The organism is Azoarcus olearius, from assembly GCF_001682385.1.
In the GTDB taxonomy this organism is placed as follows: Bacteria; Pseudomonadota; Gammaproteobacteria; order Burkholderiales; family Rhodocyclaceae; genus Azoarcus; species Azoarcus olearius.
The window spans coordinates 1,724,848-1,745,971 of the sequence record NZ_CP016210.1 but is presented as its reverse complement, the minus strand read 5'-3'; the positions used below and the strand labels follow the sequence as shown (position 1 = coordinate 1,745,971).

At 69.7% G+C, this 21,124-nt stretch carries 18 protein-coding genes; 8 read left to right on the top strand and 10 right to left on the bottom strand.

The genetic code is table 11. From position 1 onward, the window contains the following. Positions 1 to 43: 43 nt before the first annotated feature. On the top strand, positions 44 to 1,297 hold the full coding sequence (locus dqs_RS08060) for a M48 family metallopeptidase (protein ID WP_065340147.1): 1,254 nt from the start codon (positions 44 to 46) through the stop codon (positions 1,295 to 1,297). Between the two features lies 1 nt (position 1,298). After that, the gene (gene rsgA, locus dqs_RS08055) at positions 1,299 to 2,228 is read left to right on the top strand and encodes a ribosome small subunit-dependent GTPase A (protein ID WP_011765249.1); all 930 of its coding nucleotides are present in this window, start codon (positions 1,299 to 1,301) and stop codon (positions 2,226 to 2,228) included. Between the two features lie 46 nt (positions 2,229 to 2,274). Here the strand turns inward: rsgA and dqs_RS08050 are convergent, their stop codons facing one another. The 4 genes from dqs_RS08050 to dqs_RS08035 all read right to left on the bottom strand — a co-directional run bounded on the left by dqs_RS08050 (position 2,275) and on the right by dqs_RS08035 (position 8,144). Next, entirely contained in the window at positions 2,275 to 3,219 is a 945-nt protein-coding gene (locus tag dqs_RS08050; protein WP_011765248.1) for an alpha-E domain-containing protein, read from the bottom strand. Positions 3,220 to 3,242: 23 nt separating this feature from the next. After that, positions 3,243 to 4,661, bottom strand: coding sequence for a circularly permuted type 2 ATP-grasp protein (locus dqs_RS08045; protein ID WP_179948019.1), 1,419 nt, complete (start codon positions 4,659 to 4,661; stop codon positions 3,243 to 3,245). A gap of 181 nt (positions 4,662 to 4,842) precedes the next feature. Next, entirely contained in the window at positions 4,843 to 5,754 is a 912-nt protein-coding gene (locus dqs_RS08040) for an alpha/beta fold hydrolase (protein WP_065340146.1), read from the bottom strand. Positions 5,755 to 5,822: 68 nt separating this feature from the next. Further along, positions 5,823 to 8,144, bottom strand: coding sequence for a DNA internalization-related competence protein ComEC/Rec2 (locus dqs_RS08035; protein ID WP_335622088.1), 2,322 nt, complete (start codon positions 8,142 to 8,144; stop codon positions 5,823 to 5,825). Between the two features lie 86 nt (positions 8,145 to 8,230). On the opposite strand from dqs_RS08035, the gene dqs_RS08030 reads away from it, so the two are divergent. Further along, positions 8,231 to 8,776: a DUF2062 domain-containing protein gene (locus dqs_RS08030; protein ID WP_065340144.1), complete on the top strand. Its 546-nt coding sequence runs from the start codon at positions 8,231 to 8,233 to the stop codon at positions 8,774 to 8,776. Here the strand turns inward: dqs_RS08030 and lolD are convergent. Together lolD and dqs_RS08020 are read right to left on the bottom strand one after the other, a co-directional pair. Next, positions 8,773 to 9,480, bottom strand: coding sequence for a lipoprotein-releasing ABC transporter ATP-binding protein LolD (lolD, locus tag dqs_RS08025; RefSeq protein WP_011765243.1), 708 nt, complete (start codon positions 9,478 to 9,480; stop codon positions 8,773 to 8,775). The two genes, dqs_RS08030 and lolD, sit on opposite strands and share 4 nt — an antisense overlap. After that, the gene (locus tag dqs_RS08020) at positions 9,473 to 10,729 is read right to left on the bottom strand and encodes a lipoprotein-releasing ABC transporter permease subunit (protein ID WP_011765242.1); all 1,257 of its coding nucleotides are present in this window, start codon (positions 10,727 to 10,729) and stop codon (positions 9,473 to 9,475) included. The genes lolD and dqs_RS08020 overlap by 8 nt, the downstream gene beginning before the upstream one ends. A gap of 296 nt (positions 10,730 to 11,025) precedes the next feature. On the opposite strand from dqs_RS08020, the gene dqs_RS08015 reads away from it, so the two are divergent. After that, positions 11,026 to 11,562: a hypothetical protein gene (locus tag dqs_RS08015; RefSeq protein ID WP_065340143.1), complete on the top strand. Its 537-nt coding sequence runs from the start codon at positions 11,026 to 11,028 to the stop codon at positions 11,560 to 11,562. Positions 11,563 to 11,570: 8 nt separating this feature from the next. Here dqs_RS08015 and dqs_RS08010 read toward each other — a convergent pair whose 3' ends face one another. Continuing rightward, a complete protein-coding gene (locus tag dqs_RS08010) occupies positions 11,571 to 13,700 on the bottom strand; it encodes a YgiQ family radical SAM protein (protein ID WP_065340142.1) in 2,130 nt (709 codons plus the stop codon). 216 nt (positions 13,701 to 13,916) lie between these two features. Between dqs_RS08010 and dqs_RS08005 the strand changes: the two genes are divergently transcribed. From dqs_RS08005 to dqs_RS07990, 4 genes are all read left to right on the top strand, one after another. Next, on the top strand, positions 13,917 to 14,993 hold the full coding sequence (locus tag dqs_RS08005; RefSeq protein WP_065340141.1) for a hypothetical protein: 1,077 nt from the start codon (positions 13,917 to 13,919) through the stop codon (positions 14,991 to 14,993). Then, positions 14,990 to 16,681: a single-stranded-DNA-specific exonuclease RecJ gene (gene recJ, locus dqs_RS08000; protein ID WP_065340140.1), complete on the top strand. Its 1,692-nt coding sequence runs from the start codon at positions 14,990 to 14,992 to the stop codon at positions 16,679 to 16,681. Before dqs_RS08005 ends, recJ begins: the two co-directional genes overlap by 4 nt. A gap of 113 nt (positions 16,682 to 16,794) precedes the next feature. Next, positions 16,795 to 18,216 (top strand): HAMP domain-containing sensor histidine kinase, encoded by a 1,422-nt coding sequence (locus dqs_RS07995; RefSeq protein ID WP_236778741.1) that lies wholly within the window; start codon positions 16,795 to 16,797, stop codon positions 18,214 to 18,216. Continuing rightward, entirely contained in the window at positions 18,213 to 18,848 is a 636-nt protein-coding gene (locus dqs_RS07990) for a response regulator (protein ID WP_011765236.1), read from the top strand. The genes dqs_RS07995 and dqs_RS07990 overlap by 4 nt, the downstream gene beginning before the upstream one ends. A gap of 287 nt (positions 18,849 to 19,135) precedes the next feature. Here dqs_RS07990 and dqs_RS07985 read toward each other — a convergent pair whose 3' ends face one another. From dqs_RS07985 to dqs_RS07975, 3 genes are all read right to left on the bottom strand, one after another. Beyond that, positions 19,136 to 19,531, bottom strand: a complete 396-nt coding sequence (locus tag dqs_RS07985; protein ID WP_065340138.1) for a hypothetical protein — start codon at positions 19,529 to 19,531, stop codon at positions 19,136 to 19,138. Next, complete coding sequence (locus dqs_RS07980; RefSeq protein WP_065340137.1) at positions 19,528 to 20,019, bottom strand: SEL1-like repeat protein; 492 nt, start codon at positions 20,017 to 20,019, stop codon at positions 19,528 to 19,530. Before dqs_RS07980 ends, dqs_RS07985 begins: the two co-directional genes overlap by 4 nt. A 137-nt stretch (positions 20,020 to 20,156) precedes the next feature. After that, a complete protein-coding gene (locus dqs_RS07975; RefSeq protein WP_011765233.1) occupies positions 20,157 to 21,014 on the bottom strand; it encodes an SEL1-like repeat protein in 858 nt (285 codons plus the stop codon). Positions 21,015 to 21,124: the final 110 nt, after the last annotated feature.

Sequence of the window (21,124 nt, the reverse complement as noted above, 5' to 3'; positions counted from 1 at the left end):
CCGCCCTTCGCAGCCCCTTCCAACTTCGCCCTCACCCGCCCGGATGACCGCCGACGCCTTCTCCCTGCTTTTCGTCACCTTCCTGCTGCTTGGCGTGCTTGCGCGCGGCGGCCTGATGTTGCGCCAGATCCGCCATGTACGCGCACGCCGCGACGAGGTGCCCGCCGCCTTCGCGCAGGACATCAGCCTCGACAGCCACCGCCGCGCCGCCGACTACACCTGCGCCCGGATGCGCCTGGCGCTGGCCGACACCGTCACCGGCGCACTGCTTGCACTGGTATTGACGCTGGGTGGCGGACTGCAGGCCATCCACGACACCTGGGCGCGGCTTTTCGATGCGGGGGGCATTGCGCACGGCACCGCGCTGCTCGCCTCGCTCGCCGTCGTCGGCTGGGTGGTCGAACTGCCCTTCGGCCTCTATCGCACCTTCGTCGTCGAGAAGCGCTTCGGCTTCAACCGCATGACGCCCGCGCTGTTCGTTGCCGACACGATCAAGAGCACCGCCCTCGCCGCGTTGATCGGGTTGCCCCTGCTGGGCGGCGTACTGTGGTTGATGGGCGCGATGGGCGCGCTGTGGTGGCTGTGGGTGTGGGCGGTATGGATGGCCTTCAACCTGCTGGTGCTGCTGGTATGGCCCACCTTCATCGCGCCGCTGTTCAACACCTTCACGCCGCTTGCGGACGAGGCGCTCAAGGCGCGCGTCGAAGCCCTGCTCGCCCGTTGCGGCTTCCAGTCGAAAGGCCTGTTCGTGATGGACGGCTCGCGGCGCTCGGCGCACGGCAATGCCTACTTCACCGGCTTTGGGGCCTCCAAGCGCATCGTGTTCTTCGACACGCTGCTCGCCAAGCTGCAGCCCGAAGAGGTCGAAGCGGTGCTCGCGCACGAACTCGGTCACTTCCGCCACCATCACATCTTCAAGCGGCTGGCGGTGCTCGCCCCCGCCGCGCTCGCGCTGTTCGCGCTGCTCGGCGGGTTGATGCAGACAGACTGGTTCTACGCCGGCCTGGGCGTGAACAGCGCTGGCACCGCGATGGCCCTGGCGCTGTTCTCCCTGGTGCTGCCGGCCTTCAGCTTTCCGTTCGTGCCACTCGCCAGCCACTGGTCGCGCACGCACGAATTCGAGGCCGACCGCTACGCTGCCCGGCAGGCGAGCGCCGGCCACCTGGTCGCCGCGCTGGTCAAGCTGTACCGCGACAACGCCGCCACGCTGACACCCGATCCGCTGTATTCGAGCGTATTCGATTCGCACCCGCCGGCGGCGGTCCGCATCCTGCGGCTGCAGGCGCAGGGTCGCTGAGGTGGGCAAACCCGCGGCACGCACCCGCAGCAACGCCGCTGCCACCACGCCGGGCACCATTACCGCCGCGTTCGGGCGGCACTACGAGGTGGAGACGGCCGAGGGCCGCATCCAGTGCTATCCGCGCGGCAAGAAAAGCGTGTTCGCCTGCGGTGACGAGGTCGAGGTCCTGCCCGGCGGCGACGGCCAGGGCGTCATCGAGCAGCTGCAGCCGCGTCGTAACCTGCTGTGGCGCTCGGACGCCTTTCGCGAAAAGCTGATCGCGGCCAATCTCAGCCACGTCGTCATCGTCGTCGCCACCGAACCGGGCTTCTCGGATCTGCTGGTATCGCGCTGTATCGCCGCGGCGGAACATCAGGACATCGTGCCGCTGATCGTGCTGAACAAGGCCGATCTTGCATCGCGGCTGGAAAGCGCGCGCGCACAGCTGGCCCCCTTCGCGGCGCTCGGCTACGAAATCGTCGAGACGAACGCGCTCGGCGATCCCGCGACGCTGCGCGACCGTCTGTTCGACCGCCGCAGCATCCTCGTCGGCCAGTCGGGGATGGGCAAATCCACCCTCACCAACGCCCTCGTACCGGAAGCGCGCGCGGTCACGCGGGAGATCTCCACCGCGCTCGACACCGGCAAGCACACCACCACCTTCGCCCGGCTGTATGCACTCGGCCTCGAAGGCTGGCTGATCGACAGCCCCGGCCTGCAGGCCTTCGGGCTCGCCCATCTGACGCCCGAGAGTCTGGCCGAGAGCTTCATCGAATTCCGCCCGCTGCTCGGGCACTGCCGCTTCCGCGACTGTCGCCACGAAGCCGAACCCGGGTGCGCGCTGCTCGCCGCGGTCGAACGCGGCGAAATCCATCCCCGGCGCTTCGAGCACTACCGGACCATCCGCGAGGAGATCGCGACCGCCCGTAAACTGAATCCGGGCTGGTAGGCAAAGCCCCCAGCCCGGATTCAACGGCGCCTCGCTACCGGGCGTCTTACGACACCGGCACCAGGAAGTCGTCCGCGATGCGGTTGCCGAGTTCCTGCACGCGCGCCAGCAGGCGGGTGACGTAGTTGTGCAGCCCGCCGCGCACGATGTCCTCAACCCGCGAGAAGCGCAGCTGCGCTTCCAGCTCGCCAGCCTGGCGCTCGGTTTCCCTGGACTGGGCATTGGAGACGCGCTGCAGGTTGGAATACACCTCCTTCATGCAGCGCGCGAGCGAACGCGGCATGTCGGCGCGCAGCAGCAGCAGTTCGGCGACACGCGCGGGGGTGATCAGGTCGCGGTACACCTTGCGGTACACCTCGAAGGCGGACACCGAGCGCAGCAGCGCGCTCCATTGGTAGTAGTCCGCGGCCCCCCCCTCAACCTCGCCGGCCGGCAACAGCAGCTGGTACTTCACGTCGAGGATGCGCGCGGTGTTGTCGGCGCGTTCCAGGAAAGTGCCGATACGGATGAAGCGCAGCGACTCGTCCTGCAGCATGGTGCCGATGGTGACGCCGCGCGACAGGTGCGAGCGGTACTTCACCCACTCGAAGAACTCGCTCGCACCGACGTCGGCGAATTGCTCGGGCGTGAAGTCACGCATCTTCAACCAGGTGCCGTTGGTGGTCTCCCACAGCTCGGAGGTCAGCGTGCCGCGCACCGCGTGGGCGTTCTCGCGCGCCGCGCGCAGGCAGTTGCGGATGCTGGAGAGGTTCTCCGGGTCGAAGATCATGAACTCCAGCACGTTGTCCGGGGTGATCTCCGCGTGGCGGTGGTGGAAGGCGCCCTCCAGACCCATGATGCGCAGCGTGGCGCCCCAGGCCTGCTCTTCCTGCGCCTTCGACTGCGGCATCATCGACATGCGGTGATTGACATCGAGGACGCGGGCGATGTTTTCGGCCCGCTCCATGTAACGGGCCATCCAGTAGAGGTGATCGGCAGTACGGCTCAGCATGTTGTTTTCCCCTTGATCCCCGATCAGGCTTCCAGCACCCAGGTGTCCTTGGTGCCGCCGCCCTGCGACGAATTGACCACCAGCGAACCCTCGCGCAGCGCAACGCGCGTGAGCCCGCCCGGGATCAACTGGATGTCCTCGCCCGACAGCACGAAGGGCCGCAGGTCGATGTGGCGCGGCGCGATGCCGGCGTCCACAAACGTCGGGCAAGCCGACAGCGCCAGCGTGGGCTGGGCGATGTAACGCTCCGGGTACTTCACCAGCACTTCGCGGAAAGCCTCGATCTCCGCCCGGGTCGACGCGGGGCCGACCAGCATCCCGTAGCCGCCGGCGCCGTGCACTTCCTTCACCACCAACTCGGCCAGGTGATCCAGCACATAGGCCAGATCGTCCTTCTTGCGGCACATGTAGGTCGGTACGTTGTGCAGGATCGGTTCTTCGCCGAGGTAGAAGCGGATCATCTCGGGCACGTACGGGTAGATGGACTTGTCGTCCGCCACGCCACTGCCGATCGCGTTCGACAGCGTCACGCGGCCGGCCTGGTAGGCCTTGAGGATGCCTGGCACGCCGAGCACGGAATCGGAGCGGAAAGCCTGCGGATCGAGGAAGTCGTCGTCCACCCGGCGGTAGATCACGTCCACCCGCTGCGGCCCCTGCGTGGTGCGCATGTAGACCTGGTCGTCCTTGACGAACATGTCCTGGCCTTCGACCAGTTCCACCCCCATCTGCTGGGCGAGGAAGGCGTGTTCGAAATACGCGCTGTTGTAGGCGCCCGGCGTCAACACCACAACGGTGGGATCGGTGACGCCCACCGGCGCCACGCTGCGCAGCGTGTTGAGCAGCATGTCGGGGTAGCGGTCCACCGGGGCGACGCGGTAGCGCGAGAACAGCCGCGGGAAGAGCCGCATCATCATCTTGCGGTTCTCGAGCATGTAGGACACGCCCGAGGGCACGCGCAGGTTGTCTTCCAGCACGTAGAACTCGCCCGCGCCGGCACGCACGATGTCCACGCCGGCGATATGGGCGTAGATGTCGCGCGGCACATCGACACCCTGCATCACCTTGCGGTACTGGGCATTGTTGAGCACCTGCTCGGCCGGAATCTTGCCGGCCTTGAGGATGTCCTGCTTGTGATAGATGTCGTGGATGAACAGGTTCAGCGCCTTCACGCGCTGCTTCAGGCCCGCCGCGAGATCACCCCATTCATGCGCCGGGATGATGCGCGGGATGATGTCGAAGGGAATCAGCCGCTCGGTGCCCGCCCCCTCGCCATAGACCGCGAAGGTGATGCCGTAACGGTGGAACAGCGCATCCGCCTCTGCCCGCTTCTGTGCCAGCCTCTCCTCTGGCATCTCGGACAGCCACGCGGCGTAGGACGCGTAGTGCGGCCGCACCCGACCGGCATCGTCGGTCATTTCGTTGTAGAAGTTCTTGATGGTCATGGCGTTGCGCCCGCCTTTTCTGGTGTTGAATCGTTTCGCTACCGGTCAGCGAAAAGCATGCCAGCCTGTCATGACACGCTTCCCTCAAGCGCGACATGGTTTTTGACAACAGAATGCACCATGACGGTGCATAAAGCGGTACTGATTTCGGTCCGCTGGTGCATGCCGGCACCAGCGTCCTTCAGCCTTCGCGCAGGAAGTCGCGTACCACCGCGATCTGATCCTCGGCCATCAGCATGGGCGCATGACCGACGCCCGGGAATTCCACGGTGCGGGCGCGCGGGCCGCGTTCGCCCATGGCCTGCAGGGTCGACGCCTCCAGCAGGTCGGACTCGGCGCCGCGCAAGGCCAGGGTGGGACAGCGCACGTGGTCGTAGACCGTCCACAGGTCCACGTCGACCAGCAGCGGCGTCTGGCGGAAGACCTCGCCGATGCCCGGGTCGTAAATCATCGCGAAGCCGCCCTCGACCGGGCGCACCGAAAACCGCGTGAGGTGCTGCCACTGCGCGTCGGTCAGCGGACCGAAGGGTGCGCTCACCTCGCGGATGTAGGCCTCGGCTGCGGCCATCGTCGGAAAGCGCGGCGCGCTGCCCACGTACTGCCCGATCCGGCGCAGAGAGGCGGCGGTGATCACCGGACCGACGTCGTTGAGCACCAGCCGGGTGATCGGGCTGTGCGGCTGGCTGGCGATCAGCATGCCGATGAGGCCGCCCATCGAGGTGCCCACCCAATGCACCTGCGGCACGTCGAGACGCGCGATCAGCGTGACCATGTCGGCGACATAGAGCGGAAAGCCGTAGTCCGCCTTCACGCCCAGCCAGTCGCTGCGGCCGCGGCCGACCACATCGGGACAGACGACGCGGTAGTCACGCGCCAGCACGCGCGCGAGGTCGTCGAAATCGCGGCCGTTGCGGGTGAGACCGTGCGCGCAGATCACCACCCGCGGGTTACGCGGGTCCCCCCATTCGGTGTAGGCCATACGGTGCAGGCCGTGGGGGCCGATGCACTGCACCGAGCGTTCGCGCAGACCGTAATCGCGACCGCTGACCGGGGCGGGTTGGAACAGGCGGCGCAGTGCGGACAGCAGGCTCATGGCGGCTCGCGGCGGACGGGTCGATGACGGTTGCGAGTCTAGCACCGCGTTCGCGGCATGACCTTCGGCTAGCGTCCATGCCAGTAGCGCGGGGCGGATTCGCGCGCGGCGTTCACGGTGACGCCCGATCCGTCGACCTCGATGGCGATGGCACCCTGGCTGTCGGTGCGCCAGTTGCGGGCGCCGGCCTCGGCCCAGCGTGCCCACACCATCGGGTGGGGGTGGCCGAACATGTTGCGGTAGCCGACCGAGAACACCGCGGCCTCCGGCAGCACGGCGTCGACGAAGGCGGGAGACGACGAACTGCGGCTGCCGTGGTGGGCGACGACGATGACCGAGCTGGCAAGCACCGCGGCATCACCCCTGACCAGCCCCGCCTCGGCGCGCTGCTCGATGTCACCCACCAACAGCAGCGAGCCGCCTCCGGCAGCGATCCGCAGCACGCAGGAGTCGTCGTTGTTGCGCCGCGCCGGTCCGCGCCCCGCGACGGGATGGAGAACCTGGAAACCCACGTCGTCCCAGGCCCACTGTTCGCCGGCAGCGCAGGCCCGCGCCGGCACCCCGGCGGCCGGCACAAAACCGGCGCCCTCGCCCGCCAGGACCTCGTCCACCGCGATCGACTCCAGTACGCTGCCGGCGCCACCGGAATGATCCGCGTCGTCGTGCGACAGCACCAGCGCATCGAGCCGCGCCACGCCATTCGCTGCCAGATACGGCAGCACGACGCGCTCGCCGGCGTCCGACAAGGGACCATAGGGCGGCCCGGCGTCGTAGAGCAGATCGTGGGTAGCCGTCTGCACGTGCACTGCCAAGCCGTTGCCGACGTCGAGCACCGTCGCGCGAAAGCTGCCGGGCGCGGGGCGCGGCGGCTGCCATCCGAGCAGCAGCCCCACCATCAGCAGCGCGCCGGCACGCCCCGGCAGCGGGCGCGGCAACAGCCACATCCAGGCGCCCACCGCGCCCGCCGCGAGCGCCCAGCCCGGCGCGGCCGCCTGACGCCACAGCGCGAAGGGAAGATCGGCGAGCAGCACCGACCAGTCCATCACGCGGGCCGTCACCCAATGCGCGGCCTCCAGCAGCAGGTCCCACGGCAGGACCATCGCCAGCAGGGCCAGGGGCGTGACGACGAAACTGACGAGCGGAATCGCCACCGCATTGGCCAGCGGGGAAACCAGCGGAAACGAATGGAACAGCGCCACCAGCAGCGGTACGGTGGCCAGCGTGATGCCAAGCTGGAGGCGCACCGCCGCGCTCCAGCGCGCCGCCGGACCGATCCGCCCGCCGGCGAGCACGAGGATCGCCCCGACCGCCCCGAACGACAGCCAGAACCCGGCAGCCAGCACCGCCCACGGGTCGACCAGCAGCACGCCCAGCACCGCGAGCGCAAGCACCCGGCTGGGCGCCACCTCGCGCCCGAGCATCAGCGCGATGGCGGCCATGCTGAGCATGATCGCCGCGCGCTGCACAGGGATGCCCATGCCCGCAAGCAGACCATAGCCCAAGGCCGCCGCGAGGCCGGCGAGCACGCCCGCCTTGCGTGCCGGCAAGCGCAACACCAGCGCCGGTACACGCCGCCACAACAGATTGACGAGGCCGCCGGCGAGCAGCGCGATCAAGGAGATGTGCATGCCGGAAATCGACACCAGGTGGGCGATGCCGGTGCGCCGGAAGACCTCCCACTGCTCGGCCGGAATTGCGCGCTGGTCGCCCACCGCAAGCGCAACCAGGATGCCGGCGTAGGGCGCCTCTCCCAGCGCCGCGAGAAAGCGGTCGCGAACCGCGGCACGCACGCGATGCACCCTGGTCATCCACCCGCCGGCGTCTTCGTGCAGGCGGCGTGGCGCGGGCTGCGCCCGCACGTAGCCGGTCGCGCGCACGCCGCGCTCCAGCAGCCAGGCTTCGTAATCGAATCCCGCCGGATTCACGAATCCGTGCGGCCGCTTCAGCCGCAGTGTGAATGCCCAGCGTTCGCCCGGGAGAAGCCGCGGCAGCGGGCTGTCGTCGTCGCGGCCCCGATACCACGACACCTGCACCCGCGACGGCACCGGCCCCTCGGCGGACTCAACCGCGAGCGTGAAACGCACCCCTTCGCCAAAGGACTGCGGCAGGTCGTCGATCACCCCCACCATCGGCACGTCCCGCCCTTCCCACGCCATCGGCAAGACGTCCGCCAGGCGGTCGTCGGCGCGCAGCGCGGCGCCGATGAAGCCGGCGAGTGCGGCGGCCGCCATCAGGCTCAGGCGGGCGGCGCGCCCTCTGCCGCGCAGCACTGCCGCCAGGCCCACCGCGGCGGCAAGCGCTGCGGCCACCCAAACCACTGTGACGGCCGTCGGCAGTTCGGGTTGAAGCTGCAGCGCCGCGGTTCCGAGCGCAAACATGAAAATTGACATTCGCATAATCCGCGATCATGCCAACGGGATGAACAACGAGGCAAGCGTGGGCGGCGCCCGCGCTGGGCTAGAATCGGGGCAAATCCATGCGCAAGATACTCAAGCAATTCCTGCCGAAGCACGACACGGTGAGCGAGAACCGCTGGCTGCGGCCGTTCGCGAACTCGCTGCTGCACCCTCGCCTGTGGCACCTCAACCGCCACTCCGCCGCCGGCGCGGTGGCGGTGGGCCTGTTCTGCGGGCTGATTCCCGGGCCGTTCCAGATGCCGGCAGCGGCGCTGCTATGCGTGCTGCTGCGGGTGAACCTGCCGCTGGCGTTGCTGACCACGCTGTACACCAACCCGCTCACGCTGGTGCCGCTCTACATCCTCGCTTTCAACCTCGGCGCCTGGGTCATGGGGGGCGAGCACGCCTTCGCCGCCCCGCCAGAGCTGGCGGGCATGGGCATCGGCACCTGGATTTCCGCGCTGGGCGACTGGATGGTGGCGCTGGGCAAGCCCCTCGCGCTCGGCCTGGTACTGCTCGCCGCCATCCTGTCGGTGGCGGGCTACATGGGGGTCAAGGCCGGCTGGCGCTGGTGGCTGATCCGCCACTGGCGGCGGCGCGCGGCGCGCCGCCGCACGCACGACTAAACCAGTACGCCGTCCTGCAGCCGCAAGGTGCGCTGGGCGCGCCGCGCGAGCGCCTCGTCGTGGGTGACGATCACGAAGCTGGTGGCGTGGCGCTCGTTGAGCGACAGCATCAGTTCGAACACCGCCTCCGCGGTGCGGCGGTCGAGGTTGCCGGTCGGCTCGTCGGCCAGCACGCAGGCGGGCCGGGTGACCAGCGCACGCGCAATCGCAGCGCGCTGGCGCTCGCCGCCGGAAAGCTCGCCGGGCGCGTGATCGAGCCGGTGCGCCAGCCCCACTTCGCGCAGCATCTCCGCCGCCTGGGCGTCCGCCTCCGCCTTTGACATGCGCCGGATGTAGAGCGGCATCGCCACGTTTTCGAGTGCCGAGAATTCCGGCAGCAGATGATGGAACTGATACACGAAGCCGAGCGCCTCGTTGCGCAGCGCGCCGCGCGCGGCATCCGAGAGGCGGGAGAAGTCCTGTCCCATCAGCTTCACGGTGCCGGCGGTGGGAATGTCCAGCCCGCCCAGCAGGTGCAACAGGGTGCTCTTGCCCGAACCCGAAGCGCCGACGATCGCGACGCGTTCCCCGCGCTCGACCGCGAGGCTCACGCCCGCCGGGCCGCCATTGCCGCCGCCGAGCACACGGACCGCGTCCGCCCCTTCCCGAAACTGCTTCTGCAGGCCTTCGCAGGCCAGCACCGTCGTCAGCGTGGTGTCACTCATAGCGCAGGGCCTCCGCCGGATTCACCTTGGACGCCCGCCAGCTCGGGTAGAGCGCGGCGAGCAGCGTCAGCGAGAACGAGACCGTGAGGATGGTGACCACGTCGCTCATCAGCACCTTCGAGGGCAGTTCGTTGATGTAATAGATTTCCTTGTTCCACAGCGTGGCACCGGTAACGGCCTCCAGCGCGGGGATCACCACGTCGAGGTTGTGCGCGATCGCCAGTCCGCCTGCCACGCCCGCCAGCAGACCGACGAGGCCGATGATGGATCCCTGCAGCACGAAGATCGCCATGATCGAGCCGGGGCTTGCGCCCAGCGTGCGCAGGATGGCGATGTCGGCGTACTTTTCCTGCACCGCCATCACCAGCGTGGAAACGATGTTGAAGGCCGCGACGCCGACGATGAGGAAGAGGATCAGCGTCATCATGGTCTTCTCCAGCGCGACGGCGCGGAAGAAGTTGGCGTGGCTCCGGGTCCAGTCGGTAACGAAGGCGTTCGGCGCTTCCAGCATGCCCGCCAGTTCGCGCGCCACCCGCGGCGCGGCGAACAGGTCGTCGAGCTTCAGGCGCACGCCGGTGACCGCGTCGCCCATGCGGTAGAGCGCCTGCGCATCGGCGATGTGCACCAGCGCCAGGCCGGAGTCGTACTCGTACATGCCGGCCTCGAAAATGCCTACCACCTCGAACTGCTTGACCCGCGGCAGCACCGCAGCGGGCGTCACCAGCCCCTGCGGCGCGATCAGCGTCACCTTGTCGCCCAGTTGCACGCGCAGGCTCAGCGCGAGATCGCGACCGAGCACAATGCCGAAGCGGCCCGGCGCCAGCGCTTCCAGCGCGCCCGCCTTCATGTAGCGGCCGAAGTCGGCCACCTTGTCCTCGGTGGCGGGAATCACCCCGCGCACCAGCGTGCCGCGCACCACCTCGTCGAACGAAAGCATGCCCTGCTCCTGCACGAAGGGCGCGGCGGCCTTGACGGCGGGATGGCGTGCCGCATCTTCCGCCACCTGCTGCCAGGAAGCGAGTTCGCCCTCCACGCCCTGCACCAGCACATGCGACGCGACGCCGAGGATGCGGGTGCGCAGTTCCTCCTGGAAGCCGTTCATCACCGACAGCACGACGATCAGCGCCGCCACGCCAAGCGCGATGCCGAGCATGGACACCAGCGAGATGAACGAGATGAAGCGGTTACGCCCCTGCGCGCGCTTACGCGAGCGGGTGTAGCGCAGGCCAACGAGCAATTCGTAGTGCATCAGGGATAGCGCGGATAAGGGCCGGATTCGGCAAGCCCGGCATTGTGCCGGGGAAGCCGCCGGCTGGGGAGCGCGCTCCCCCGATTTTTTGCAACGATGCGCAGCGCGGCGAAGCCGGGGTTCTCACAGCTCGCCGGCGAGACGGTCCGCGCGGATGTGGAAATTGTCACGGCATGATGCCGTTCGCATTCAGACCTTCTTGACTGCCCATTTTGGGGTGCTATGAATACCCTTATAAAGCCGGTTTTTCGAATGACAAGAAGATTTCCCGCGCAACAAAAAAAGGAGGCTTCATCATGCACCATCGAGCCACTCCGGCGGCTGCCCGCCCCGCCTGGTTCAACGGCAGCGAAGACGAATACCTCACCCTGACCGACCTGCTGCAGCGCATGCAGGCGCGCGAAGCGGAACGGCGCCGAAGGCTCTTCGGCCGCAGTGCGGTATTACTGGTATCGGTGCTCGGTGCAAGTTTCGGCCTCAACCGGCTGGTGCTCGCCAGCGGCGAAGCAGTGGCCGCGCCCAGCCTGCTGCCGCTGTACGTGACCACGGCCCTGCTCGGCCTGATGGTGCTGGTCGAATTCCTGCGCTTCATGGAAAGCCACCTGCAGCGCCTCGACCTGCACCTGGGCTTCGCGCGCCTGGCGAGCGAACTGGTGAGCCGGATGGACGTGCCGGATACGCTGCCTGACGACGATCCTTCCACCCCGCTTCACACCCAACTGCGGGCTTTCGCCCGCGCCCACCGTGCCGGCAAGGTGATGATGCCCTCGCTGCTGACCGCCGGCTTCACGCCGCGGCCACGCTACCGGGCAGATCGGCTGCCGCTGTTCTGAGGGTCGCTTCAGCGCGGGCGGCGCGGCGCCGGCCGCGCGCCCCGCGGCGCCCCGGAGGGGCCCGCCGGACGCCCTGGGGCCCGTCGTCCGTCACGCGCTGCCGCACCTGCGCCCGTTCGCGCCTGCTGCTCGGGACGGCGGACGGGCGAAACCACCCCCGCCGGCTGATGGCGCGGCACCAGACAGTTGGGGCCGTTGCCGATCAGATCCGCGCGCCCCATGCGCAGCAGCGCTTCGCGCAGGATCGGCCAGTTCTCCGGGTCGTGCCAGCGCAGGAAGGCCTTGTGCAGGCGGCGCAGCTTGCCGGTGCGCACGGTGTCCACCGCTTCGGACTCCGCGCTCACCTTCTTCAGCGGATTCTTGCGGCTGTGGTACATCGCGGTCGCCAGCGCCATCGGCGTCGGCAGGAAGGTCTGCACCTGATCCAGCCGGAAGTCGTTGGCCTTCAGCCACAGCGCGAGGTTGAGCATGTCCTCGTCGGTGGTGCCGGGGTGGGCGGCGATGAAGTAGGGCACCAGATGCTGCTTCTTGCCGGCTTCCTTCGAGTACTTCTCGAACAGCTTGCGGAAGGCTTCGTAGGCACCCATGCCCGGCTTCATCATCTTGGAGAGCGGGCCTTCCTCGCTATGCTCGGGCGCGATCTTCAACAGGCCGCTGACGTGGTGGGTCACCAGTTCCTTCACGTACTCCGGCGAGCGCACCGCGAGGTCGTAACGCAGGCCGGAGCCGATGGTGATGCGCTTGATGCCGGGCAGCGCGCGCGCCTTGCGGTAGATCTGGATCAGCGGACCGTGGTCGGTGCCGAGGTTTTCGCAGATGCCGGGATAGACGCAGGACAGCCGGCGACAGGACTGCTCGATCTTCGGGTCCTTGCACGCCATCCGGTACATGTTGGCGGTGGGGCCGCCGAGGTCGGAGATGTGGCCCTTGAAGTCCGGCGACTTGTCGCGGATCTCCTCGATCTCGCGCAGGATGGATTGTTCCGAGCGGCTCTGGATGATGCGGCCCTCGTGCTCGGTGATCGAGCAGAAGGTACAGCCGCCGAAGCAGCCGCGCATGATGTTCACCGAGAACTTGATCATGTCCCAGGCCGGAATGCGCGCGCCCTTGTAGGCCGGATGCGGCTGGCGCGCATAGGGCAGGCCGTAGACGAAGTCCATCTCCGGCGTGGAGAGCGGAATCGGCGGCGGGTTCAGCCAGACCTCGCGCGCGCCCGGCCCCTCGCCGTGGCGCTGTACCAGCGCACGCGCGTTGCCGGGGTTGGATTCGAGGTGGAACACCCGCGAGGCGTGGGCGTACAGCACCGCGTCGTCCTTGACCGCCTCGTAGGCCGGCAGCCGCACCACGGTGTGCTGGCGCGCGGCGCGGCGGGCGGCGACACGCTCGGCCGCCGGCACGATGCGCACCGGCTGGGCGCCATCAGCCGCGGGCTGCAGCGCACTGCCTTGCGGTTCCATCGCGTAGGGGTCGGCATGGCTGTCGATGCGGCCCGGCTTGTCGAGCGCGAGCGAATCGATCTCCACCCAGCCTTCCGGCCGCCAGCCCGGCCTGGCCATGAAGGCGGTGCCGCGCAGGTCGCGGATGGACTCGATCGGTTCGCCCGCCGCCAGCCGCTGGGTCAGCGCCACCAGCGCGCGCTCGGCATTGCCGAACAGCAGGATGTCGGCCTTGGAATCGGGCAGCACCGAACGCCGCACCTTGTCCGACCAGTAGTCGTAGTGGGCGATACGGCGCAGCGAGGCCTCGATGCTGCCGATCACCACATTGGCGTCGGGATAGGCTTCGCGGGCGCGCTGGGCGTAGACCGTGAGCGCGCGGTCTGGCCGCTTGTTGGCCTCGGCGTTGGGCGTGTAGGCGTCGTCGGAGCGGATCTTGCGGTCGGAGGTGTAGCGGTTGACCATCGAATCCATGTTGCCGGCGGTGATGCCGAAGTACAGCCGCGGCTTGCCGAGCGCGCGGAAGGGCTCGGCCGAGTGCCAGTCCGGCTGGCTGATGATGCCGACGCGAAAGCCGTGGGCTTCGAGCAGGCGGCCGACCAGGGCCATGCCGAAGCTCGGGTGGTCGATGTAGGCGTCGCCGGTCACCAGGACGACGTCGCAGGCATCCCAGCCCAGCGTGCCCATCTCGGCGCGCGACATCGGCAGAAAAGGGGCTGGCCGGCGCGACGGAACACCGGCCGGCAGAATCGAGGGAACTGCATTCATGATGCCCGCCATTGTAGCCCGCGGTAGCGCCCAAGCCCCGGAAATATCTGACCTTTTTCCTGTGGGGTTATTGGCCCCGCGGGCCCTTGGCGGGGCTGTGCGGGGATCGGCGCGTGCTAGACTGCGGCCCGCTCCGCACCGCCACCCACCATGCAGATCCATCTCGTCATCCCCGGCCTGATCTGGCCCACGCCGCACGCCACCGCGCCGAGCGGCAGCCTTGCGCTTCCGGGCCTGGAACGGCTGCTGGGCCTTGGAGAACGCACTGCGCTCACCGAACGTTCCAGCGACGCGGCCCTCGCCCGCCTGTTCGGGCTGCACAGTGATGCCCTGCCATACGCGGCACTGCGCCGGCTGGGCGAGCAGGACGGGGCGGAACAACACGCCGGGCACGACTGGCTGTGCGCCGACCCGGTGCACCTGCAGTTCGCGCGCGAACACCTGCTGCTCACCGAACTGGACGACAGCGAAATCGACCAGCAGGACGCGGACGCCCTGCTCGCCGCGCTCAACGACAGCTTCGCCGACATCGGCCGCTTCGAGGCGCCGGCGCCGCGACGCTGGTATCTGAAGCTGGCGGCGCCGACCGAGGCCGCGCTGTTTCCGCTCACCGATGTCGTCGGCCGCCCGATCGCCCACTTCCTGCCGGAAGGCCGCGACGCCCGTCTGTGGCAGCGCACAATGAACGAAGTGCAGATCGTGCTGCACAACCACGCGCTCAACCAGGCGCGTGAAGACCGCGGCCTGCGCAGCCTCAACAGCCTGTGGTTCTGGGGCCCCGGCCGGCTGCCCGAGCGCGCCACCGCGCCCTGCCCCACGGTGCTCGCCGCCGACCCGCTGAGCGTCGGCCTCGCCCGCCTTGCCGGGCTCACGCCGCAGCCGCCGCGCACCGCGGCCGGACTCGCTGGCGACACGCTGGTGGTGCTGGATGCGCTGCAGCGCCCCGCGCTGCAGCTCGACCTCGACAGCTGGCGCGAGGCGCTCGCCGGGCTGGAGCGCGACTGGTTCGCCCCGCTCGCAGCGCTGCCCGGCGGCAAGCTGCACAGGCTGCGCATCACCGCACCCGGCGACCGCGCCGGCTTTGAACTGGACGTGCGCGCCGGCCAGCGCTGGAAGTTCTGGCGCAAGCCGCAAGCGCTCGACGCCCTGCTCAAGCAGATCGTGCCGCCGCCCCAACGGCCGGAAGCGCCCCCCGGCGCAATGCACACCGAACACGGACACCCATGATCCAGATCCACCCCCGCGCCGTCCCGCAGCGCGCCGCCGCCGCCCTGATGGACGCCGGCATCCACCCGCTGCTGGCCCGCCTCTATGCCGCGCGTGGCATCGCCCGCAGCAGCGACCTCGACACCTCGCTGAAGGCGCTGTTGCCGCCGCAGGCACTCACCGGCACCGCCGAGGCGGCGCAGCTGCTGGCCGACGCGATCGAAGCCGGCGCGCGCATGGTGATCGTCGCTGATTACGACTGCGACGGCGCCACCGCCTGCGCCGTCGGTGTGCGCGCGCTACGCGCCTTCGGCGCCGACGTGCATTACCTAGTGCCGGACCGCGTCACCCTGGGCTACGGCCTCACCCCGGCGATGGTGGAGATCGCTGCGCGGCTGGAGCCGGACGTACTGATCACGGTGGACAACGGCATCGCCAGCGTCGAAGGCATCGCCGCCGCGCGCGCCCACGGCATGGCGACGATCATCACCGACCACCACCTGCCGGGCGACGTGCTGCCCGACGCCGACGTGATCGTGAACCCCAACCAGCCCGGCTGCGACTTCCCCAGCAAGGCGCTGGCCGGCGTGGGCGCGATGTTCTACACCATGCTCGCGCTGCGCGCGGAGCTGCGCGAACGCGGCGCTTTTGCCGCCGGCCAGGAACCCAACCTCGCCGAGCTGCTCGACCTGGTGGCGCTCGGCACCGTGGCCGACGTCGTCAAGCTCGACCACAACAACCGCATCCTGGTCGCCCAGGGCCTGCAGCGCATGCGCGCCGGCCGCATGCAGCCGGGCATCCGCGCGCTGTTCGCCGCCGCCGGCCGTGAGCCGGCGCGCGCCAACACCTTCGACCTCGGCTTTGCCGTCGGCCCGCGCCTGAATGCCGCCGGCCGGCTGTCGGACATGAGCCTGGGCATCGAATGCCTGATCACCGACGATCCCGGCCGCGCGCTCAACATCGCCCAGGAACTCGACAAGCTCAACCGCGAGCGCCGCAGCATCGAGGCCGGCATGCAGGAAGAAGCCGCGCTGCGGCTGGAAGGTTTCGATCCCGGCGCCAGCGCCAGCATCGCGCTGTTCGAGCCCGACTGGCACCAGGGCGTGATCGGCATCGTCGCCGGTCGCATCAAGGAAAAGCTGCACCGCCCGACCATCGCCTTCGCGCGCGGCAATGACGGCGAACTCAAGGGTTCCGGCCGTTCGATTGCCGGCCTGCACCTGCGCGACGCGCTCGACCTCGTCACCAAGCAGCACCCCGACCTCATCGTGCGCTTCGGCGGCCACGCGATGGCGGCCGGCCTCACCATCCGCGAGGCGGATTTCGACCGTTTCAGCAGCGTGTTCGAGGAAGTGGTGGCCGGGCTGGTCGAACCGGCCGCGCTGCAACGGCGCATCGAAACCGATGGCGCGCTGGAGGCCGGCTATCTCAGCCTGGAATCCGCCCGCCTGCTGGAAAAGGAGATCTGGGGCCAGGGCTTTCCGGCGCCGGTGTTCGACGACGTCTTCCGCGTCGAGCGCCAGCGCATCCTCAAGGACCGCCACCTCAAGCTCGAACTCGGCAAGCAGGGGGCGCGCTACGACGCCATCCAGTTCAACTTCGCCGACGGCGCGCCGGACACCATCCGCGCCGCCTACCGGCTGGCCATCAACGAATACAACGGCGTCAGCAACGTACAGCTGATGCTGGAGCACTTCGAAGCGGCCTGAGCGCCCGGCCGGCGTCACGGGCAAATTGCCCGCCGCGCCGCCGCCTGCTTCCATTCGGAATGCTGGGGCGGGAAGATGGCGGCCCCGTGCTGCCTTTCCGCCCCGCGCTTTCGATGAATCCGCTGCGCTCCGCCGCCTCCGCGACGCATCCCTTCCGCCCCACCGCCAGCGCCGCCGCCTTCGACCTGCAACGCGCGCTGCTGCTGCGGCTGTTGGTGTTCGGCCTCGCCGCCTCGCTGCTGGCGCTCGCCGCCCACGGCTGGCGCGGCCACCACCAAGCGCTCACGGACCTCGCGCCCACCGGCGCCATCGTGCAGCAATTGCTCAACCAGGATCAGCCGCGGCTGGCCGATCCCTTCAACCGCGAGCAGATCGCCACCGACCTCGGCGTGCTCGCACCGCTCGCGCGCCGGCTGGCCTTCTGCGTCGAGGTCGAAGACCTGTGGGGCCGGGTGATCGCGCAGGACTGCGTCGCGCCCACGCCGCCGCTGGCCGGCACCGCTACGCCCGCCGGCTGGCTGGCGGCGCTCGCGGGGGACGCCGGCAGCGCCCGCTATGCGCTGCTGCGCCCGCCCGGCGTCAGCGTCGGCGAGATCCGGGTGTCGCCCTACTGGGCGGCCGAACTCTCCGGCTGGCTCGGCGTACTCGGCCTGCTGGCGCTGGCGTGGGCGGCACTGGCCGCGCTCGCGGCCGCGCTGATCGCCCCGGTGCGGCGTGCGCTGCGCCCGGCCGACCGCATCCTCGCCGCCATCGGCCAGCTCGAAGCCGGCGACACCGCGGTGCGCCTGCCCGAGTTCGAACTGCGCGAATTCCGCCGCATCGGCGAGGACTTCAACAGCCTCGCCTCCCAGCTCGGCGAGACCCGCGCCGCCGAACGCCGGCTCGCCACCGGCCTGCTCGACGCGCGCGAGGCCGAGCGCCGCCACCTCGCCCGCGAACTGCACGACGACATGGGCCAGCACCTCACCTCGCTGCGCGCCGAAACCGCCTTCCTGCGCCACGGAGCCGGTGAAAACGCCGCGCTGCAGCCTAGCCTGGATTCGATCGAAGCCAGCCTCGCCCAGCTGCACGAGAGCGTGCAGGACATCGTCCACCGCCTGCGCCCGCCGGGGCTGGACGCTTTCGGCCTGGGCGAATGCCTGCGTCAGTTGGTCCGCGAGGTACGACGCCGCCCCGATGGCACCGCTGTTACCACCACGTTGACGCTGGACGGCGATATCGACGCCCTCCCCGGCGAATGCGCGGTGCACGCCTACCGCATCGTCCAGGAAGGCTTGACCAACGCGCTGCGCCACGCGCGCGCCAGCCGGGTGGCGGTGACGCTCGCCTGCGCCGCCGACAGCGTGACGGTGGAGGTGACCGACGATGGCGTCGCCGATGCGATCAGCGGCGGCGGGCGCGGAGGCCACGGCCTTGCCGGCATCGCCGAACGGGTCGCGGCCCTGGGCGGCAGCGTGGAACTCGCGCCGCTGGCCACCGGTGGCATGCGGCTCGCCGCCGCATGGCCACTGCCGGCGACGGAGGTGGCGGCATGATCCGCCTGCTGCTGGTGGACGACCACGCAGTGGTGCGCCAGGGCTATCGCCGCCTGCTCGAACAGCAGGGCAACCTCGTGGTCGCCGGCGAGGCTGCCACCGGCGCGGACGGCCTGCAGCTGTGGCGCGAACTGCAGCCGGACCTCGCGGTGCTCGACCTCGCGCTGCCCGACATCGGCGGCCTCGAACTCCTCGCCCGCATCCGCCAGCGCGACCCGCAGGCCCGCCTGCTCGCCTTCAGCATGCATCGCGACGTGTTGTGGGCGGTGCAGGCAGTGCGCGCCGGCGCGCTCGGCTACGTCACCAAGAGCAGCCCGCCGGAGGTGTTGCAGCAGGCGGTGCGCGAGGTGGCGGGCGGACGCCGCTTCTTCAGCCCGGACATCGCCACCGAACTGCGCGCCGCGCTGCGCGAAGCCGAGCCGCCTACCGCCGCCGACTGCCTCAGCCCGCGCGAACTCGAAGTGCTGCGCCTGCTGCTGGCCGGCACCCCGGTGGCGGAGATTGCCACGGCGCTGTGCCTGAGCCCGAAGACGGTGCATAACACCCACTACCAGATCAAGGCGCGGCTGGGCGCCGGGAATGATTTCGAGCTGGTGCGGATCGCGCGGCGGCTGGGGCTGGGGGAGGACTGAGGCCGCACCGACCCCATCCCCACCCCTGCCCGGGAGTCGTCGCTTCGCTCCGCCGCTCCGGCGGCGCAGAGCCATGCTCTGCGAAACCCCGCCTGCACCCCCTTGAAGGGGAGGGAGCACACCGTCTCGGCGCGGAAGCCTTCACTTCGTTCACGCACCTCCCACCGCTCAACGGTTTTGTCCCTCCCCCTTCAAGGGGGAGGTTAGGAGGGGGATGGGGTTGGAGTGAGCACCGTGCCTACCCCAGCCCGCCACCGCACCCGCGCGGCAAGGCAAGAGCAAACACTTCACCCCGCCACCGGATAAAACCCCAGCGTCAGCGCAAACAGCACGCTGTAAAGCCCGATCTCCGCCGTCTCGGTCCAGGGCTGGATGCGCTGGATCGCGCCGACGATGTGCAGCGCCACCATGCTGGCGAAGATCGCGGCGAGGATTTCGAACACCGTCACCAGCGCGGTGCCGTCGAGCGCCGCGCGCAGCATCAGCGCCTCGACGATCAGGATGAAGCAGCCGAGGCAGCGGCCGAAATACACCGCGAGGTCGGTGTCCTCCGGCAGCCGCCAGCGCATCAGCGTGGCCCAGCGCAGCGGGGCGAAGGTGATGGGCAGTGCGAACACCAGCGTGGTGACGATGCACAGCCAGAGCAGGAATTGTTGGCTCGCGGTATGCCAGATGCCGATCATGGGTTCTCCTTGGTGAGATTGAGGGGGGTGTTGCGATCGAGGTGATCGAGGAATTCAGCGGCGTCGGCCACGCCTTCGGCCGCCGCACGCCGCAGCCACCGGCGCGCCTGGACCGGGTCGCGGGGCACGCCGCGGCCTTCGGCCAGGGCCACGCCCCAGTGGTAGCGCGCGAGGCTGGCGTGGGCGTCGTTGTCCACCTGGGCGCCGCGCTCCATCAGCCGCGCGGCGCGCGTCTGGTCGCGCGGCACGCCGACGCCGGCCTCCAGGATCTGGGCCAGCCAGATCATCGAATACACGTCGTTCCAGCGCGCGATGCAGTCCTCGAAGATGCGGATCGCGGCGGCGTGGTCGCCGGTCTTGTCGGCGGCATAGCCGTAGAGGCATTTGAAGCGCTGCGGGCTGTCGATATGGGCGCGGTAGCTGAGGTCGCCTTCATCTGGCGGCTCCACCGCAGCTGCGGTACGGACGAGCGCAACGACTGCAAGCACGCACAGCGCGCGCCTCGACCGACCGCCCTGCCGCTGCGCACCGCGGGGCGGGCCTTGCTCGGCGGACGTGCGCCGCCACCCCGCTGCGCGGCCGGAACGCCCAACAGCCAGCGCTGCGCGCCAATCCGCGGCCGCACTCACGGCGCGGCCTCGGCGACAAAGTCGGGATCGCGGTAGAGGCTGCCGTCCAGCCGCCGCCACGCGCTGTGGGTGCCGGTCTGCAGGAATGCGGCGGCATCGGCGTCGCCCAGCGCGGCGGCGCTGCGGAACAGCGCCAGCGCGCGCGGCCGGTCCGGCGCGGTGCCGACGCCGAAATAGAGCGCGGTGGCGTACAGCGTGCGGGCGGCGGCGTGGTAGCCGGTGCCGCCCGCATCGGCCGCGCGGGCGAGGAAATGCGCCATCCGCTCCGGCCGTTGCGGCACGCCGCTGCCCACTTCGTAGAGTTGCGCGATCCGCACCAGCCCGCCGGCGTGACCTTCACGCGAGCAGATGCTGAGCAGCCGCAGCGTGGTCTCGTGGTCGCCGCATTTCTCCAGTTCCAGCAGCGCAGACGAGAAGTTGCCGGTGCCCATGCCGCAATGGGTGGCGGCGTCGATGCTCGGTTCGGGGATGTGATCGTGGCGCGGATCGGGTTCGAGGCCGCGGCAGTAGCGGTTGCGGTGGCGCTGGCGGGCGGCGTCGGCGGCGACGCCTTCCATCCAGCCCGCCACCTGCGGCGCCGCGGCGCCGGCGTCGCTCCAGGTGAGGCGGGTGAGGCCGCTGTGTTCGTCCCAGTCCACCGACACCTCCACCGGCGCCGCGCCGGCGAGGCTCAGGCGGCCTTCGTAGCGCCGGGCGTCGCCGGCCAGCGCATCGCCGGCACGCTGGGCGAGCGCGGTCCACACCCGTTCGGGCCCGACATCCACCAGCTTGTCGTCGGCCAGCGCGGCACCGCCCCACAGCACACCCAGCGCCGGCAGCAGCCGCAGCGCCCATCCTGCATAGTGATTTCGCATTGTCGTCTCCACCGTCGAGGTGGAACGAGTCTATGCGGAGGTACTGGGCGCGGTCCCGGGCAAATCGCCCGGCGCGAAGGGCGACGCGGCGGCGTGGGCCGATATAATCG

What these genes read in the sequence shown, in the direction of transcription:
- dqs_RS08060 (WP_065340147.1), top strand. Translation starts at nt 44, where the DNA reads ATGACCGCCGACGCCTTCTCCCTGCTTTTCGTCACCTTCCTGCTGCTT.
- dqs_RS08050 (WP_011765248.1), bottom strand. Translation starts at nt 3,219, where the DNA reads ATGCTGAGCCGTACTGCCGATCACCTCTACTGGATGGCCCGTTACATG.
- dqs_RS08045 (WP_179948019.1), bottom strand. Translation starts at nt 4,661, where the DNA reads ATGACCATCAAGAACTTCTACAACGAAATGACCGACGATGCCGGTCGG.
- dqs_RS08040 (WP_065340146.1), bottom strand. Translation starts at nt 5,754, where the DNA reads ATGAGCCTGCTGTCCGCACTGCGCCGCCTGTTCCAACCCGCCCCGGTC.
- dqs_RS08035 (WP_335622088.1), bottom strand. Translation starts at nt 8,144, where the DNA reads ATGTCAATTTTCATGTTTGCGCTCGGAACCGCGGCGCTGCAGCTTCAA.
- dqs_RS08030 (WP_065340144.1), top strand. Translation starts at nt 8,231, where the DNA reads ATGCGCAAGATACTCAAGCAATTCCTGCCGAAGCACGACACGGTGAGC.
- lolD (WP_011765243.1), bottom strand. Translation starts at nt 9,480, where the DNA reads ATGAGTGACACCACGCTGACGACGGTGCTGGCCTGCGAAGGCCTGCAG.
- dqs_RS08020 (WP_011765242.1), bottom strand. Translation starts at nt 10,729, where the DNA reads ATGCACTACGAATTGCTCGTTGGCCTGCGCTACACCCGCTCGCGTAAG.
- dqs_RS08015 (WP_065340143.1), top strand. Translation starts at nt 11,026, where the DNA reads ATGCACCATCGAGCCACTCCGGCGGCTGCCCGCCCCGCCTGGTTCAAC.
- dqs_RS08010 (WP_065340142.1), bottom strand. Translation starts at nt 13,700, where the DNA reads ATGTCGCGCGCCGAGATGGGCACGCTGGGCTGGGATGCCTGCGACGTC.
- dqs_RS08005 (WP_065340141.1), top strand. Translation starts at nt 13,917, where the DNA reads ATGCAGATCCATCTCGTCATCCCCGGCCTGATCTGGCCCACGCCGCAC.
- recJ (WP_065340140.1), top strand. Translation starts at nt 14,990, where the DNA reads ATGATCCAGATCCACCCCCGCGCCGTCCCGCAGCGCGCCGCCGCCGCC.
- dqs_RS07995 (WP_236778741.1), top strand. Translation starts at nt 16,795, where the DNA reads ATGAATCCGCTGCGCTCCGCCGCCTCCGCGACGCATCCCTTCCGCCCC.
- dqs_RS07990 (WP_011765236.1), top strand. Translation starts at nt 18,213, where the DNA reads ATGATCCGCCTGCTGCTGGTGGACGACCACGCAGTGGTGCGCCAGGGC.
- dqs_RS07985 (WP_065340138.1), bottom strand. Translation starts at nt 19,531, where the DNA reads ATGATCGGCATCTGGCATACCGCGAGCCAACAATTCCTGCTCTGGCTG.
- dqs_RS07975 (WP_011765233.1), bottom strand. Translation starts at nt 21,014, where the DNA reads ATGCGAAATCACTATGCAGGATGGGCGCTGCGGCTGCTGCCGGCGCTG.